The organism is Pseudomonas sp. NPDC098747, from assembly GCF_044760045.1.
Taxonomy (GTDB): domain Bacteria; phylum Pseudomonadota; class Gammaproteobacteria; order Pseudomonadales; family Pseudomonadaceae; genus Aquipseudomonas.
In genome coordinates this window covers 230,851-247,530 of sequence record NZ_JBIWAL010000001.1, presented here as the reverse complement: position 1 = coordinate 247,530, position 16,680 = coordinate 230,851, and the positions used below count along the sequence as shown (strand labels likewise).

At 60.7% G+C, this 16,680-nt stretch carries 14 protein-coding genes; 12 read left to right on the top strand and 2 right to left on the bottom strand.

Going from position 1 to position 16,680, the window contains the following annotated elements; all coding sequences use genetic code 11:
- A partial coding sequence (gene ptsP, locus ACIQVE_RS01130) for a phosphoenolpyruvate--protein phosphotransferase (RefSeq protein ID WP_402803691.1) occupies nucleotides 1-2,239 on the top strand: 2,239 nt, incomplete at its 5' end.
- Nucleotides 2,240-2,487: 248 nt separating this feature from the next.
- Here ptsP and ACIQVE_RS01125 read toward each other — a convergent pair.
- Complete coding sequence (locus tag ACIQVE_RS01125; protein ID WP_402803690.1) at nucleotides 2,488-3,234, bottom strand: NRDE family protein; 747 nt, start codon at nucleotides 3,232-3,234, stop codon at nucleotides 2,488-2,490.
- Between the two features lie 130 nt (nucleotides 3,235-3,364).
- On the opposite strand from ACIQVE_RS01125, the gene ACIQVE_RS01120 reads away from it, so the two are divergent.
- The 3 genes from ACIQVE_RS01120 to ACIQVE_RS01110 all read left to right on the top strand — a co-directional run bounded on the left by ACIQVE_RS01120 (nucleotide 3,365) and on the right by ACIQVE_RS01110 (nucleotide 6,059).
- Nucleotides 3,365-4,147 (top strand): sulfite exporter TauE/SafE family protein, encoded by a 783-nt coding sequence (locus ACIQVE_RS01120; RefSeq protein WP_402803688.1) that lies wholly within the window; start codon nucleotides 3,365-3,367, stop codon nucleotides 4,145-4,147.
- Nucleotides 4,148-4,226: 79 nt separating this feature from the next.
- Entirely contained in the window at nucleotides 4,227-5,036 is an 810-nt protein-coding gene (lgt, locus tag ACIQVE_RS01115; protein WP_402803686.1) for a prolipoprotein diacylglyceryl transferase, read from the top strand.
- Between the two features lie 51 nt (nucleotides 5,037-5,087).
- Nucleotides 5,088-6,059, top strand: coding sequence for a thymidylate synthase (locus tag ACIQVE_RS01110; RefSeq protein ID WP_034153704.1), 972 nt, complete (start codon nucleotides 5,088-5,090; stop codon nucleotides 6,057-6,059).
- A gap of 125 nt (nucleotides 6,060-6,184) precedes the next feature.
- On the opposite strand, the gene cadR is transcribed toward ACIQVE_RS01110, so the two are convergent.
- Nucleotides 6,185-6,634, bottom strand: a complete 450-nt coding sequence (gene cadR / locus ACIQVE_RS01105) for a Cd(II)/Pb(II)-responsive transcriptional regulator (protein ID WP_402803685.1) — start codon at nucleotides 6,632-6,634, stop codon at nucleotides 6,185-6,187.
- 84 nt (nucleotides 6,635-6,718) lie between these two features.
- On the opposite strand from cadR, the gene ACIQVE_RS01100 reads away from it, so the two are divergent.
- The 8 genes from ACIQVE_RS01100 to ACIQVE_RS01065 all read left to right on the top strand — a co-directional run bounded on the left by ACIQVE_RS01100 (nucleotide 6,719) and on the right by ACIQVE_RS01065 (nucleotide 16,598).
- Nucleotides 6,719-9,040, top strand: a complete 2,322-nt coding sequence (locus ACIQVE_RS01100) for a heavy metal translocating P-type ATPase (RefSeq protein WP_402803683.1) — start codon at nucleotides 6,719-6,721, stop codon at nucleotides 9,038-9,040.
- 16 nt (nucleotides 9,041-9,056) lie between these two features.
- Nucleotides 9,057-9,920: a LysR family transcriptional regulator gene (locus ACIQVE_RS01095; RefSeq protein ID WP_402803701.1), complete on the top strand. Its 864-nt coding sequence runs from the start codon at nucleotides 9,057-9,059 to the stop codon at nucleotides 9,918-9,920.
- A gap of 256 nt (nucleotides 9,921-10,176) precedes the next feature.
- A complete protein-coding gene (locus tag ACIQVE_RS01090) occupies nucleotides 10,177-11,253 on the top strand; it encodes a putative 2-aminoethylphosphonate ABC transporter ATP-binding protein (RefSeq protein WP_402803681.1) in 1,077 nt (358 codons plus the stop codon).
- Complete coding sequence (locus ACIQVE_RS01085; protein WP_402803679.1) at nucleotides 11,253-12,977, top strand: putative 2-aminoethylphosphonate ABC transporter permease subunit; 1,725 nt, start codon at nucleotides 11,253-11,255, stop codon at nucleotides 12,975-12,977. The genes ACIQVE_RS01090 and ACIQVE_RS01085 overlap by 1 nt, the downstream gene beginning before the upstream one ends.
- 34 nt (nucleotides 12,978-13,011) lie before the next feature.
- Nucleotides 13,012-14,037: a putative 2-aminoethylphosphonate ABC transporter substrate-binding protein gene (locus ACIQVE_RS01080; protein ID WP_402803677.1), complete on the top strand. Its 1,026-nt coding sequence runs from the start codon at nucleotides 13,012-13,014 to the stop codon at nucleotides 14,035-14,037.
- 203 nt (nucleotides 14,038-14,240) lie between these two features.
- Nucleotides 14,241-15,374: a TIGR03364 family FAD-dependent oxidoreductase gene (locus ACIQVE_RS01075; RefSeq protein WP_402803675.1), complete on the top strand. Its 1,134-nt coding sequence runs from the start codon at nucleotides 14,241-14,243 to the stop codon at nucleotides 15,372-15,374.
- Nucleotides 15,374-15,949 (top strand): phosphonate degradation HD-domain oxygenase, encoded by a 576-nt coding sequence (locus ACIQVE_RS01070; protein WP_402803673.1) that lies wholly within the window; start codon nucleotides 15,374-15,376, stop codon nucleotides 15,947-15,949. The genes ACIQVE_RS01075 and ACIQVE_RS01070 overlap by 1 nt, the downstream gene beginning before the upstream one ends.
- 118 nt (nucleotides 15,950-16,067) lie before the next feature.
- Complete coding sequence (locus ACIQVE_RS01065) at nucleotides 16,068-16,598, top strand: hypothetical protein (RefSeq protein ID WP_402803671.1); 531 nt, start codon at nucleotides 16,068-16,070, stop codon at nucleotides 16,596-16,598.
- Nucleotides 16,599-16,680 lie beyond the last annotated feature (82 nt).

Below are 16,680 nucleotides of genomic sequence, written 5' to 3'. Positions count from 1 at the left end.
AAACAAACATCAAACGACCTCCTTAATCATTAATGTTTTTCCTAACAAAGAGGCAAAGCGCAGCCAGGTCTGCACGGTCTACCTGCTTGATCCCGAGACCAACCGCTTCGTCCTGATGGCCACCGAGGGCTTGAACAAGCGCTCGATCGGCAAAGTCAGCATGGCACCCAACGAAGGCCTGGTCGGTCTGGTCGGCACGCGTGAAGAACCCCTGAACCTCGAAAACGCCTCGGTTCACCCGCGCTACCGTTACTTCGCCGAAACCGGCGAGGAGCGTTACGCCTCGTTCCTCGGTGCACCGATCATTCACCACCGCCGCGTCGTCGGCGTGCTGGTTATCCAGCAGAAAGAGCGTCGCCAGTTCGACGAAGGTGAAGAAGCCTTCCTCGTGACCATGAGCGCGCAGCTCGCAGGCGTTATCGCCCACGCCGAGGCCACCGGTTCGATCCGTGGTCTGGGCCGTCAGGGCAAGGGTATTCAGGAAGCCAAGTTCGTCGGCGTGCCAGGCTCGCCGGGTGCGGCGGTCGGTACTGCGGTGGTCATGCTGCCGCCGGCGGATCTGGACGTAGTGCCGGACAAGACCATCAAAGACATCGACGCCGAACTCGGACTGTTCAAGACCGCCATCGAAGGCGTGCGCGCCGACATGCGCGCCTTGTCCGCCAAGCTCGCGACCCAACTGCGCCCGGAAGAGCGCGCGCTGTTCGACGTCTACCTGATGATGCTCGACGATGCCTCGCTGGGCAGCGAAATCACCACCGTGATCAAGACTGGTCAGTGGGCCCAGGGCGCACTGCGTCAGGTCGTGACCGAGCACGTAAATCGTTTTGAACTGATGGACGACGCCTACCTGCGCGAGCGGGCTTCGGACGTCAAAGACCTCGGTCGCCGCCTGCTTGCCTACCTTCAGGAAGAGCGTCAGCAGAATCTGGTCTACCCGGAAAAAACCATTCTGGTCAGTGAAGAGCTGACCCCGGCGATGCTCGGCGAAGTGCCCGAAGGCACGCTGGTCGGTCTGGTTTCGGTACTCGGTTCGGGTAACTCCCACGTCGCGATCCTGGCCCGCGCCATGGGTATTCCGACGGTAATGGGTCTGGTCGACCTGCCGTACGCCAAGGTCGACGGCATTGAATTGATCGTCGACGGCACACGCGGCGAGGTCTACACCAACCCCAGCGAAGTGCTGCGTAAGCAGTTCGCCGAGGTGGTCGAAGAAGAGAAACAACTGGCGCTGGGGCTCGACACCCTGCGCGACCTGCCCTGCGTGACCCTCGATGGCCACCGCATGCCGCTGTGGGTCAACACCGGCCTGCTGGCAGACGTTGCGCGGGCGCAGAAGCGTGGCGCCGAAGGTGTCGGTCTGTACCGCACCGAAGTGCCGTTCATGATCAACCAGCGCTTCCCGAGCGAAAAAGAACAACTGGCGATCTACCGTGAGCAGCTCGCCGCGTTCCACCCGCAACCGGTGACCATGCGCAGCCTCGACATCGGCGGTGACAAGTCGCTGTCGTACTTCCCGATCAAGGAAGACAACCCGTTCCTCGGCTGGCGCGGCATTCGCGTCACCCTCGACCACCCGGAAATCTTCCTGGTGCAGACCCGCGCGATGCTCAAGGCCAGCGAAGGCCTGAATAACCTGCGCATTCTGCTGCCGATGATCTCCGGCACCCACGAACTCGAAGAAGCCCTGCACCTGATCCACCGGGCCTGGGGCGAAGTGCGCGACGAAGGCACCGACGTGCCGATGCCACCGATTGGCGTGATGATCGAGATTCCGGCAGCGGTGTATCAGACCAAGGAACTGGCGCGGCAGGTGGACTTCCTCTCGGTCGGTTCCAACGACCTGACCCAGTACCTGCTGGCGGTCGACCGCAACAACCCGCGCGTCGCCGATCTCTACGACTACCTGCACCCAGCCGTGTTGCAAGCCTTGCAAAACGTGGTGCGCGACGCCCATGCCGAAGGCAAACCGGTCAGTATCTGCGGCGAGATGGCCGGTGATCCGGCAGCGGCGGTGCTGTTGATGGCGATGGGTTTCGACAGCCTGTCGATGAACGCCACCAACTTGCCGAAGGTGAAGTGGATGCTGCGTCAGGTGAACCTGAGCAAGGCCAAGGAATTGCTGGCCGAGCTGATGACTATCGACAACCCGCAAGTTATCCACAGCTCGCTGCAACTGGCGCTGAAAAATCTCGGTTTGTCGAAGATGAATCCGCCGGCAGTCAACAAAGCCCTCTAGATCAAAAGCCCCTCACCCTAACCCTCTCCCAGAGGGAGAGGGGACTGATTGGGGGATGCTGCAGTGATGCGCCGACCTGAAAGTACTTTGCCGTATCCACAATCGACTCATACCGACTTGAAAGTGCTGTGCCGAATCCATAATCAACTCGGTCTTTCAGGTCGATGTATCGCGCAGTACAACTCGGTCGGCCCCCTCTCCCTCCGGGCGGTCCGACGTTTCGGGAGGGCTGGGGTGAGGGTTTGCTTTTAAATACAGACCTCAACTTCCCCAAGATGCCCGCCATACGGCCCAAAACTGCGCTCCACCATCCGCCGCGTCCCATCCGCCTGCACAACCAGCGCTGTACTCGCCCGCGTCCCGTAACTCTGGCTGGCAATAAACACGCTCGACAGCAGTGATTCAGTCGCAAGCCCCACGCCGGTGTCCGGCAACTCAATAAAGGGCGCGGTCTGCGCATCGCTCAATAAAGCCAACAATCGCGCAGGTGTCGGGTCATCCAGCACCTCGCTCAACGCAGCCTTGGCCTTGAGCAGCTTCGGCCACGGTGTATCCAGCCCGGCATTGGATAACCCGTAGACCCCGGACTCCAGCATCATCGGCTCGGACATCCGCGCATTGAAGTGCCACAGTTCATGGCTGTTACCGAGCAGCAGGTTGAATCCCGCGTAGTCCGGCGAGCGGCCGACCACGTCAGCCAGATAATCATCAAGCGACTGATCCCCCGTGAGAAACCCGGCCACCAACTCGCCCCGTGATTTACGTGCCGGCGGCTGATGCGGGTCACGAATATTGGTCAACGCGGCAAAGCGCCCATTGGCACCGATCCCCAGCCAGGTTCCCCCCGCCTCAAGATCACGCCCGGCATGCACGTGCGGCGCCTGCGGCCATTGCGCCAGCGGCAGGCTCGGTCGGGCGTAGAATTCGTCACGGTTGGCCGCGACGATCAGCGGCTGGGCATGTTCCGGGCGCCAGGCGAAAACGATCAGGCACATAAGGTGGTCCTTGTGTGTTTTTTGCTCACTCTACGCATCCGGCGTCCGTGCATCCATCGCAAGTGGAGCCGAAGGGTGTGCATCCGTTACCATGCCGCTCCGGTTTGGGGATGCGGTCAGGGAGACGGTCATGGAATTTCTGCTTTATCTGGCGCTGGGTGCCTGTGCGGGCGTGCTGGCCGGGCTGTTCGGGGTTGGCGGCGGGATCATCATTGTTCCGGTGCTGGTGTTCAGTTTCACCCTACAGGGCTTTGATCAGTCGATCCTCACGCATCTGGCGGTGGGTACTTCGCTGGCGACGATCATTTTCACCTCGGTCAACGCCGTGCGTGAGCATCATCGACGAGGCGCGGTGCAGTGGCCGATTTTCGTCTGGATGGCGGTTGGCATCCTCATCGGTGCCGGTCTGGGCGCCCTGACTGCCGAAGCCATTTCCGGGCCGAACCTGCAAAAAATCATCGGCGTGTTTGCCTTGGTGATTGCGGTGCAACTCGCGCTGGACGTCAAACCCAAGGCCAGTCGCACGGTGCCGGGCAAGATCGCACTGGCGACGGCCGGGAGTGTAATTGGTTGGGCCTCGGCGATTTTCGGGGTCGGTGGCGGCTCGCTGACCGTGCCTTTTTTGACCTGGCGCAGCGTACCGATGCAGCAAGCGGTCGCCACGTCGTCGGCCTGCGGGCTGCCGATTGCACTGGTCAGTGCTTTAAGTTTCATGATTTTGGGGTGGCACGATGCGCGGTTGCCGGCCCATAGTCTCGGCTTTATCTATTTGCCGGCGCTGTTGGGCATTGCCCTGACCAGCATGGTCTTCGCGCGTTTCGGCGCGCGGCTGGCCCATCGGTTGTCGGCGAAGTTGCTGAAAAGACTGTTCGCCGCTTTGCTGTTCTGCGTGGGATTAAGCTTTTTGCTTTGACCGCGTGGCAATCCTGGCTTAATCCTGAGGTGGCAGCGTCGCCCGGGAATTCTGCTTTCAACTCTAACGAGGAGTCGCAATGCTGCCTTACCCGCAGATCGACCCGGTGGCCCTGGCCATCGGTCCGCTGAAAATCCACTGGTACGGTCTGATGTACCTCGTCGGCATCGGCGGTGCGTGGCTGCTGGCGTCGCGCCGGCTTAACCGTTTCGACCCGACCTGGTCCAAGGAGAAGCTCTCCGATCTGATCTTCTGGCTGTCGATGGGCGTGATTGTCGGCGGGCGACTCGGTTATGTGCTGTTCTACGATCTGAGCGCTTACATCGCCAACCCGATGCTGATTTTCGAAGTGTGGAAGGGCGGCATGTCGTTCCACGGTGGGTTTATCGGCGTGATGCTGGCAGCGTTGTGGTTCGGCAAGCGTAACGGCAAGTCTTTCTTCCAGTTGATGGACTTCGTCGCACCGATGGTGCCGATTGGTCTGGGCGCCGGGCGTATCGGCAACTTCATCAATGCCGAGTTGTGGGGCAAGGCGACTGATGTGCCGTGGGCCATGGTCTTCCCGACCGACCCTGCGCAACTGGCGCGTCACCCGTCGCAGTTGTATCAGTTCGCGCTTGAAGGCGTGGCGCTGTTCGCCATTCTCTGGATGTACTCGCGCAAGCCACGGCCGACCATGGCCGTCTCCGGCATGTTCGCGCTGTTTTATGGCATCTTCCGTTTCATCGTCGAATTCGTCCGCGTGCCGGACGCGCAACTGGGGTATCTGGCCTGGAACTGGCTGACCATGGGTCAAGTGCTCTGCGTGCCGATGATCCTCGCCGGGTTGTTCCTGATCTGGCTGGCCTACCGCCGCGCCCCGGCCCCCCCGATTGCACCGACAGCTTAAATATTCGAACCCCGGCGCGCGACGCCGGGGCTCAAAGGACACAGGTAACTCATGAAGCAATATCTCGAACTGGTCTCGCACGTCATCCAGAACGGCACCAAACAGGCCAACCGCACCGGCATCAACACCATCAGTTTTCCGGGTGCGATGCTGCGTTTCGATCTGCAGGAAGGTTTCCCGGCGATCACCACCCGCAAGATGGCCTTCAAATCGGCCATCGGCGAGATGTGCGGGTTTCTGCGTGGCGTGAACAACGCGGCTGAATTCCGTGCGCTGGGCTGCAAGGTCTGGGACCAGAACGCCAACGAAAACGCGCAGTGGCTGGCCAACCCGTTCCGCCAGGGCGACGACGACCTCGGCGAAATCTACGGTGTGCAATGGCGCAAATGGCCCGCGTACAAGCAGATTCCGCTGAGCAATACCGCCGCCATCGAACAAACCTTGAGCAACGGCTACAAGCAAATCGCTCAGGGCGAAGAAGACGGCCAGGCCTACGTGGTGTTGTACAAAGCCATCGATCAGGTGCGCCAGTGCGTCGACACGATCATCAACGATCCGGGCAGCCGCCGCATTCTGTTCCACGGCTGGAACGTTGCTCAGCTTGATGAAATGGCCTTGCCGCCATGCCATCTGCTGTACCAGTTCCACCCGAATGTCGAGACCAAAGAGATTTCTCTGACCCTCTACATCCGCTCCAATGACCTGGGCCTGGGCACGCCGTTCAACCTCACCGAAGGCGCCGCACTGCTGAGCCTGATCGGTCGCCTGACCGGCTACACGCCGCGCTGGTTCACCTATTTCATCGGTGATGCGCACGTCTACGAAAACCACCTCGACATGCTCAACGAACAGCTCAAGCGCGAGCCGTTCGCCATGCCGAAGCTGAAAATCTCGGATCGCGTGCCGGAGTTTGCCAAGACCGGTGTGTATCAGCCGGAATGGCTGGAGCTGGTTGAGCCGAGCGACTTCTCGCTGGAAGGCTATGAGCACCACGCGCCAATGACCGCGCCGATGGCGGTCTGACAAGCAACACAAAAACCTGTGGGAGCGAGCTTGCTCGCGAAGGCGGACTGTCAGTTGATAGAAATGTCGACTGAACCACCGCTTTCGCGAGCAAGCTCGCTCCCACAGTTGGTGTTGTATCGGGTTTAATGGCCGTGGCTACGGCCCACGTGTGAATGCTCAACCTCCGTCGCAACAACCCCACCACTCACTTCCAATCGCTGCAAAATTGCGCACTGATCCGCCATCGGCCCTTCGCCACAGCGTTGGCGCAGGTCGAGCAGTTGCGTCTGTAATGCCAGCAATCCATCGATTCGCGCCTTCACATGCTGGATGTGTTCGTCGACCAGCGCGTTGACGCTTTCGCATTGATCCTGCGGGCTGTCGCGCAAAGTCAGCAGGCTGCGGATTTCTTCGAGGGTCATGTCGAGGGTGCGGCAGTTGCGGATGAAGGTCAGGCGTTCGGCGTGGGCCTGGGTGTAGACGCGATAGTTGCCGTCGCTGCGGGCCGGTTCCGGCAGCAGGTTTTCGCGCTCGTAATAACGGATGGTTTCCACGGCGCAATCGGTCAGCTTGGCCAGTTCTCCGATCTTCATGACAGCAATCTCCAAAAGGGTGCTTGACCCTATAGTGGCTATAGGGTCTTTACTTGGCAACAGGCACCTTCATGGACGCAACCGATGAGCGATTCCCAGCACTCCCACCCCCACACCCCAAAGCCGGGCGACGGACACGATCACAGTCATAAGCTGCAGCCTGTGCATAAACATGCGCAGGGCGGCGATTCCTGCTGCGGGTCGAAAGCCGCTGCGCCTGCGCCGGTTCATTCGAGCGAAGACTCTTGCTGCTCGTCGAAAGCGACCGCGCCTGCGTTGGTGCAGCTCAGCGAAAAGACCAGCGCCGACGCCCGCCTGAGCAGTTTCCGCATCGAGGCGATGGACTGCCCGACCGAGCAGACGCTGATCCAGAACAAGCTCGGCAAACTCGCTGGCGTTCAGCAACTGGAATTCAACCTGATCAACCGTGTGCTTGGCGTGACGCACAATCTGCCGGACACCGCGCCGATCGTCGACGCGATCAAATCCATCGGCATGCACGCCGAACCGCTGGAGGCGGGCGTCGAAGCGCCGGCACCAGCTCCGGTGAAAAAACACTGGTGGCCGCTGGCGCTGTCCGGCGTTGGCGCATTGGCAGCGGAAGTCATCCACTTCACCAATGCCGCGCCAAACTGGGTGGTGGCGATAATTGCGCTGATTTCGATCCTCTGCGGTGGCCTGACAACCTATAAGAAGGGCTGGATCGCCCTGAAGAACTTCAACCTCAACATCAATGCGCTGATGAGCATTGCCGTTACCGGCGCGATCCTCATCGGCCAGTGGCCGGAAGCGGCGATGGTGATGTTCCTGTTCACCGTGGCCGAGTTGATTGAGGCCCGCTCGCTGGATCGTGCGCGTAACGCGATCAGTGGCCTGATGCAGATGACCCCTGAACAGGCGACCGTGCAGCAGGCTGACGGCACCTGGTTCGAACAGGAAGTGAAAAGCGTCGAACTCGGCGCCCGCGTGCGGGTTAAACCGGGCGAGCGTATTGCGCTGGACGGTGAGGTCATCAGCGGCAGTTCGACCATCGATCAGGCGCCGATCACTGGCGAGAGCCTGCCGGTGGAGAAAACCGTCGGCGACAAAGTCTTTGCCGGCACCATCAACCAGGCAGGTTCGCTGGAATACGCAGTGACTGCTGCGGCCAACAACTCGACCCTGGCGCGGATCATTCACGCCGTTGAACAGGCGCAGGGCGCACGCGCACCGACTCAGCGTTTCGTCGATCAGTTCTCGAAAATTTACACCCCCGTGGTGTTCATTTTCGCACTGGCCGTAGCGATCATTCCGCCGTTGTTCATGGGCGCCGTGTGGTTCGACTGGATTTACCGTGCGCTGGTGTTGCTGGTCGTCGCGTGCCCATGTGCACTGGTAATTTCCACCCCGGTGACCATCGTCAGCGGCCTCGCGGCAGCGGCGCGCAAAGGCATTCTGGTCAAGGGCGGCGTGTACCTGGAGGGCGGTTTCAAGCTCGACTATCTGGCGCTGGATAAAACCGGGACGATCACCCACGGCAAACCGGTGCAAACCGATTACCTGTCCCTCGATCCGACCGCCGACGCCACGGCGCCGGCGATTGCCGCCGCATTGGCCGGGCGTTCCGATCACCCGGTGTCGCTGGCCATCGCCAAAGCCGCTGTGGATAAAAACTTCGCCGCGCTGACTGTGGACAACTTCGAAGCGCTCGCTGGGCGGGGCGTGAAAGGCGATATCAGTGGCCAGACTTACCACTTGGGCAATCATCGCCTCGTTGAAGAACTGGGCCTGTGCTCGCCGCAACTGGAAGAAAAGCTGTTCGTGCTGGAGAAACAGGGCAAGTCCGTGGTGCTGCTGCTCGACAAGTCCGGCCCGCTGGCGCTGTTTGCCGTGGCCGATACCGTCAAAGAGACCAGCCGCGAGGCGATCCGTCAGTTGCATGCGCTGGGCGTGAAAACCTTGATGCTCACTGGCGACAACGTCCATACCGCTAAAGCGATTGCAGCGCAGGTTGGCATCGATGAAGCGCGCGGCGATTTGCTGCCGACCGACAAGCTGCAAGCCATCGAAGACCTGTACAAGCAGGGCCATCGAGTCGGCATGGTCGGCGATGGCATCAACGACGCCCCGGCGCTGGCCCGCGCCGAGATCGGTTTTGCAATGGCCGCTGCGGGCACCGACACGGCGATCGAGACGGCCGATGTCGCCCTGATGGACGACGATCTGCGCAAGATCCCGGCATTCATCAGCTTGTCGCGCAATACCGCCAGCATCCTGAAACAGAACATTGCGTTGGCGCTGGTGATCAAGGCTATCTTTCTTGCGGTAACCTTCGCCGGGCTCGCCACCATGTGGATGGCGGTGTTCGCCGACATGGGCGTGAGCCTGTTGGTGGTGTTCAACGGTTTGCGCCTGCTGCGCAAATAAACGATGAGGGATGGTTGTGCTGAGTGCTGAGCTAAAGGCGTTTTACATGGTGGCCCGTTTGGGCAGCATCACGCTGGCGGCGAAAAAGCTCGGTCTCAGCCAACCGACCGTGACCACACAGATTCGCAATCTGGAAAGCCAGTATTCGGTGGAGCTGTTCTACCGTGGCGGTCGGCGTTTGAGCGTTAGCGACGAGGGCGCGCGGTTGCTGCCGATGGTCAAGACGCTGTTGCAGCAAGAGGCGGACATCGAGTTCTTCTTGCGCAACAGCGGTCAGGTGCAGGGCACGCTGCGCATCGCGGCGACCGCGCCGTATTACATCCTCGATCTGGTGAAGACCTTTCGCGAGCGTCTGCCGCAGGTGGAAGTGTCGGTGGAAATCGGCAACTCGCAGCAAGTGCTCGAAGCGCTGGAGGATTACCGCGTGGATATCGCGGCCTCGTCGCAGTTACTCGACGACGCGCGGCTGATTCGCCGGGTGCTCGGCACTGATCCACTGGTGTTGGCGGTGCATCGTAACCATCCGCTGGCGGTGCATGAGCATGTGGCGCTGACTGCGTTGGCCGGGCATACCCTGCTGATGCGTGAGTCCGGCTCGACCACGCGGCGGCTGACTGAAGAGTTGCTGGCCTCTGCCTGCGTGAGTTTCGGGCCGTTGTTGGAGATTGGCAGCCGTGAGTCGATCCGCGAGGCGGTGCTGCGCAACATCGGCATCAGCATCATTGCCCGGCAAGAAGTACCGCACGATCCGCAGTTGCGCGTGCTAACCATCGAGAATGCGCCGCAGATTCCCGAATATCTGTATTGCCTCAAGGAACGCAAGAGTGCGCGGCTGCCAGCGGCGTTTCTCGGGTTGGCGCAGGAAATGTCCCCGGCCTGAAGCCTTGCGTGGGCAGGGGCGGCCTCATCGCTGGCAAGGCAGCTCCCACAGGGATTTTCAGTGAACTCAGATTGTGTAAATGACAGAAACACCTGTGGGAGCTGGCTTGCCAGCGATGGCGCCAGGTCAGACACCACAGATCCAACCCCTCAACCCAAATCCCTGAATACCACTATCGGCCGTTTTTGCCTCACTGCCACATGACGGACGCATTACAACCCTAGGATTGGCCTCATCTGCTTGATGAGGTCTGTCCATGAATCCTGCAATCGCAACTGCCCTGACCAACCCCGGTGCGCCGATGAAAGTGCGCAGCGTACAGAAGCGCTTCGGCGCTTTCACCGCGCTGGATAACGTCTCCCTCGACGTCGCCGCCGGTGAACTGGTGTGTCTGCTCGGCCCCTCGGGTTGCGGCAAGACCACGTTGCTGCGCTGCATCGCCGGGCTGGAGAAGCAGGATAGCGGCGAACTGTACCTCGGTGACCGCGACGTCTCGCACCTCGCCCCGCAAGCTCGCGACTACGGGATTCTGTTCCAGTCCTACGCGCTGTTCCCCAATCTGACCGTCGAGGCGAACATTGCCTACGGCCTCGCCGGCAGCGGTCGCGACGAAGTGCGCCGTCGCGTCGGTCAGATGCTGGAACTGGTCGGCCTCATCGGCAGTGAGAAAAAGTACCCCGGCCAATTGTCCGGCGGTCAGCAACAGCGCGTTGCGCTCGCTCGCGCCTTGGCCCCTGCGCCGTCGTTGCTGTTGCTTGATGAACCGATGTCGGCCCTCGATGCCCGGGTCCGCGAGCATCTGTGTACCGAACTGCGCCAACTGCAACGCAACCTCGGCATCACCACCCTGATGGTCACCCACAATCAGGACGAAGCCATGCTGATGGCCGACCGCATCGCCGTGATGAACAACGGTCGCGTCGAGCAATACGCCACCCCACAGGAAATCTACAACCGGCCGGCCACGCCGTTCGTGGCCGAGTTTGTCGGTCAGGGCAACTGGCTGCCATTCCAGCGCAGCAGCGACAGCCACGCCCAGGTCGGTGGGATGAACCTGCGCCTGAGCGACGGCAGCGTCCAGCGTGCGTCGGGCCGTTTGTTCTGCCGCCCGGAAGCGATCAACGTCAATCCGCTGGTGCATGAGGAAAACCTCTTTCCGGCCAAAGTCCGCGAGATCACCTTCCTCGGCAACCGCTGCCGCATGAGCTTCGAACTCGATCAACTGCCGGGCCACGCATTGCTCGCCGAGCTGGCGCCGGAAGCCATGCCACGCCTTGGCGCCCAGCAGATCATGGTCGCCTTGCCGCCGCGCAGCCTGCAGGTGTTTGCCTGATGAACAGCAACCTCGCACTGCCGCTACCGCACAAGCAGGTGCGACAGTCCTCGAAAGCCGAGATCGGCGACCGCATTTTTGTCGTCGTCGGCAAAGTCCTGTTGCTGGTATTGCTCGGTGTCGCGGTGTTGCTGCCGTTGCTGGCGATCTTCTGGCGTGGTTTCAGCAGCGAGGCCGGGCAGGGCGGTGGTTGGGTCGCGGCGAAAGAGTTGGTGACCAGCGAGAATTTCCATTGGCTGCTCGGCAACAGTTTGAAAGTTTCCCTCAGCGTCGCGGCCATCGTCGTACCGCTGGCTTACCTGTTTGCCTACGCACTGCAACGCACATTGATTCCGGCGAAGGGCATCTGGCGCGGGATTTCCCTGCTGCCGCTGATGGCTCCGTCGATGCTGCCGGGCATTGCGCTGGTCTATCTGTTCGGTAACCAGGGCATGTTGCGCGGGTTGCTCTCGGACAACATCTACGGGTTCTGGGGGATTGTGCTGGGTGAGGTGATCTACACCTTTCCCCATGCGCTGATGATTTTGCTCTCGGCATTGTCGCTGGCCGATGCGCGTTTGTTCGATGCCGCGTCGAGCATGGGCGCCAGTCCGGCCAAGGCCTTTCGCAGCATTACCTGGCCGGCGACGCGTCAGGCTGTGTTCGCCGCGTTCTGTCTGGTGTTCACCCTGACCATCACCGATTTCGGTGTGCCGGTGGTGGTCGGTGGCGACTATCAGGTGCTGGCGCTGGAAGCTTATAAAGCGGTGGTCGGCCAGCAGCAATTCGGTCGCGGCGCGTTGATCGGCATGGTGCTGTTGGTACCGGCGCTGTTCAGCTTCGGGGTTGATGCCTGGCTGCGTCGACGTCACGGCGACTCCATGAGCGGTCGCGCTCAGGTGTTCAAGCCGGCACCGTCGAAGCTGCGCGACAGCTGCTATCTGGCGATTGTTTTGTTGATCAGCGCCGCGTTGCTGCTGGTGTTCGGCATGGCGGTGTTCTCATCGCTGGTGAAGTTCTGGCCGTACAACCTGTCGCTGTCGCTCAATCACTACCAGTTCAACGAGACAGCCGGCGGTGGCTGGCTGGCCTACAGCAACAGTTTGAAGATGGCGCTGGGCACGGCGCTGATCGGCAGCGTGCTGATCTTCACCGGCGCTTATCTGATGGAAAAGACCCGCACGCAGCGCGGCCTCAACCTGATGTTGCGCATGCTCAGTTTTATTCCGATGGCGGTGCCGGGGCTGGTTCTCGGCCTGGGTTACGTCTTCTTCTTCAACCTCACCGGCAACCCGCTGCACGTTCTGTACGGGACGATGACGCTGCTGATCGTCTGCACCATTGCGCACTATCTGACCACCGCACAAATGACCGCGACCACCGCGCTGCGCCAACTCGATGCCGAGTTCGAAGCCGCCGCGCTGTCGCTCAAGGCGCCGCTGTACCGGCATTACCTTCGCGTGACCGTGCCGATCTGCCTGCCGGCGCTGCTGGACATCGTGCGCTACCTGTTCGTCTCGGCGATGACCACCGTGTCCGCCGCAATCTTCCTCTACAGCCCCGACACCATCCTCGCGGCGGTGGCGGTGCTGAACATGGATGACGCCGGCAACGTGGGCGGCGCGGCGGCGATGTCGACCCTGATTCTGTTCACCTCGGCGGGCGTGTCCTTGCTGCTGGCGTGGGCTTCGCGCGGCTTGTTGCGCCGCTCCCAGGCCTGGCGGCAAACGGCGCCCGGTCACTGATTCACACCTTCAACTCAACGACAGGAAATCGATCATGTTCAAGCCTATGGCCCTGGCCGCTGCTGTGCTCGCTACTTTCAGCCTGAATGCCTTCGCGGCAAAAACCGAGTTGACGGTGTATACCGCTCTCGAAGCCGAACAGCTGAAGACCTACAAAGAAGCCTTCGAAAAAGCCAACCCGGACGTCGAGATCAAGTGGGTGCGCGATTCCACCGGGATCATCACTGCCAAGCTGCTGGCCGAAAAGGCCCGTCCGCAGGCTGACGCTGTGTGGGGGCTGGCGGCTTCCAGTCTGGCGATTCTTGATCAGCAAGGTATGTTGCAAAGCTACGCGCCAAAGGATCTGGGCAAGATCGGCGCGAACTACCGCGACGCCGCCAACCCGCCAGCCTGGGTCGGCATGGACGTCTGGGCCGCGACCATTTGCTTCAACACGATTGAGGCCGAAAAGCAGGGTCTGACCAAGCCAGTGAGCTGGCAGGATCTGACCAAGCCTGAGTACAAAGGCAAGATCGTCATGCCTAACCCGGCCTCGTCCGGCACCGGTTTCCTCGACGTCAGCGCCTGGCTGCAAACCTTCGGCGAGAAACAGGGCTGGGCCTACATGGACGGTCTGCACCAGAACATCGGCCAGTACGTTCACTCCGGTTCCAAGCCATGCAAACTGGCCGCGGCCGGCGAATTCCCGATCGGCATTTCCTTTGAATACCCGGCGGTTCAGCTCAAGCGTCAGGGCGCGCCGCTGGACATCATCCTGCCGAAGGAAGGCCTGGGCTGGGAGATCGAAGCGACTGCCGTGATCAAAGGCACCCCGCATGAAGACGCCGCGAAGAAACTCGCCGACTTCTCCGCCAGCGCCGAAGCGATGGACTTGTACAAAGAAAACTTCGCCGTTCTTGCGCAGCCGGGCATCGCCAAGCCACAGACCGAATTGCCGGCCGACTACGAGCAGCGACTGATCAAGAACGACTTCGCCTGGGCCTCGAAGAATCGCGACGAAATCCTGACCGAGTGGCGCAAGCGCTATGACGGCAAGTCCGAGAAAGTGGTTGCCAAGTAAAATCTCTATCGACTGATAGGGCCTCTTCGCGAGCAAGCTCGCTCCCACATTGGATCGTGTTCACAACACAATTTCCTGCGGTGGTTGGCAGGCCAACTCCCACATTGGATTTTCAGTGAACACATATTCTGTGGACACCAAAAAATCCCCTGTGGGAGCGAGCTTGCTCGCGAAAGCGGTCTTTCATTCAGGACATCATCCAGATGACACACTACAAAGACCTGCTCATTGTCGGCGCCGGCATTCTCGGCCTCTCCCACGCCTTCGCCGCCGCCAAGCGCGGCCTCAAAGTCGGCGTATTCGAACGCACCGCCACACCGCTCGGCGCTTCGGTCCGCAACTTCGGCCAAGCACTGGTCACCGGCCAACCGCCCGGCCAGATGCTCGACTTGGCCAAGGCCAGCCGCGACATCTGGGGCGACTGGGCGCAACTCGCCGGGCTGCAAATCAAACGCAATGGCTCGTACCTGTTCGCCCGCAGCGAAGCAGAAGAACATCTGCTCGAAGCCTTCTGCGCCGGCCGCGCAGTGGAGCACGGTTACAACGTCGACCTGTTGCGCGGTGCCGCATTGCGCGATCTGTACAACGGCCAGTTCAGCCACCACCGCGCCGCGTTGCACGGGATGGACGATCAACAGCTGTACTCGCGCGAAGCAATTCCGGCGCTGATCGATTACCTGCACCGCGACCTCGGCGTCGAATTTCACTTCTCCACGCTGGTGCGCGATGTCGAGTCCGGACGCCTGGAAAGCACTGCCGGAACGTTCACTGCCAAGCAGATCATCGTCTGCTCCGGCCACGATTATCAGACGTTGCTGGCCGAGCCGATTGCCGCGCTCGACCCGCAAATCTGTCGCCTGCAAATGCTCCGCGCCCGGCCGCAGATCGACCTCAATCTACAACACGCCTTGCTTACCGGTTTGAGTTGCGTGCATTACGGCGCCTTCGCCGATCTGCCGGAAGCGGTGGCGGTGCAAGCGCAGATTTTGCGCGAGCAACCGCACCTGCACGAAAACGGCATCCACCTGCTGATCAGCCCGACGCCGTATGGCGAGTTGATCATCGGCGATTCGCACCATTACGGCAGCGACGCTTCACCGTTCAACGCCGAGCAAATCGACACCTGGATGCTTGAACTGGCGGAACAGACCCTGAGCTGCAAGGTGCAAGTGGTCGAGCGTTGGCAGGGCGTCTATGGTTCTCGGGGTCCGGGGCCGTTTTCGTTCCTGCGTCCGGCACCGGGTTTGAGTGTGGCGTTGATGCACACCGGCGTCGGCATGAGCGTTGGCCCGGCGATGGCCGAGCGCAATGTGGCGCAGTTGTTGGAGGAGGATTGATGACAGATCACCGGCAAGTGGTTGCTCGAGTGTTCGAGCTGTATGAACGCTTTGGCACCCGCGATTACATCGGCGAACCGGTGTCGCAGATTGAGCACATGTCCCAGGCAGCCGAGCTGGCCATGGCCGAAGGCTTCGACGACGAAGTGGTGCTGGCGGCGTTCTTCCATGACATCGGCCATTTGTGTGCCGAGGGCGCGCCGAACATGGGCGGTTATGGCGTGGTCAGCCATGAGCGGCTAGGGGCGGATTATTTGCGCGAGGCCGGATTCAGCGAACGCATGGCGCGGCTGGTGGAATATCACGTGCAAGCCAAGCGGTATCTGACGTTGCGCGAGCCGGGGTATTTTGAGCGGTTGAGTGAAGCGAGTCGGCGCACGCTGGAATATCAGGGCGGGGTGATGACCGAGGCCGAGGCTGAGGTATTTGAGCGGGATCCGCTGTGCGCGGTGAGTTTGCGTATGCGCCAGTGGGATGAGTTGGCCAAGGAGAGGGCGGTGCCGGTGATGGATCTTCGGTTATTGAAGCGAAAAGCAGCTGTCCTGTTGGCTGACACTGGAATTCCTTCGCATTAGACGGAGACTACACACAAGCAATAGCGATAACCCCTACAAATCGCGGCGGTTTGCGGTGACAGAGGGCAGTGACTTCGCGGGGTAGGGTTCGAGCCTCTTATTCAGGCAAGGAATGCTCATGCGCTATTTGAAAGTTATCGCCCAGGATCGCTGTGGCAACGGTAAGGCAGACTCTGTGTTGCTCGAATTTCGCGAGGAGGTAAATGCCCGCGAGGACAAATTGATCAACAGCGCGCTTGCCCTGGACATCAATGCGGACGGCAAGGTCGACTTCAAATTTGGCGACGTGACCGGCGACGGCATGGAGAACGCTTTAGATCAACGCCTGCTGCAAGCGTTTGCCAACACCGTTATCAAGCTGAACTGGCTCAACCGAGGGACCACGCGAAAGCAATACCTGAAGATTCTCGCTGAGGATCTTCAAGGGGATGGCACCCCCAACATCGTCCGTGTGCATTTGCGTCGTGAGGACAGTTTTGAATCAGACGGCATCATGATCTCGTGGAGTGCTGCGTTTGATCGTGACAACGACGGCAAACTTGATTTCAGCTTTCACGGCGACGCAAATGGCGACGGTCGGATCGACCAGATTGATGACCGTTTGGTGCAGCGCTTGGCAGGGCTCTATCTCAAATTCAACTGGTCGTAAGGGTCTTCGGTTTCTCGTTGGCACGTTGGATGTGCTGACGAGTCCAGGCTTCGAATGACTTCACGTTTTGCTGAACAGTCTT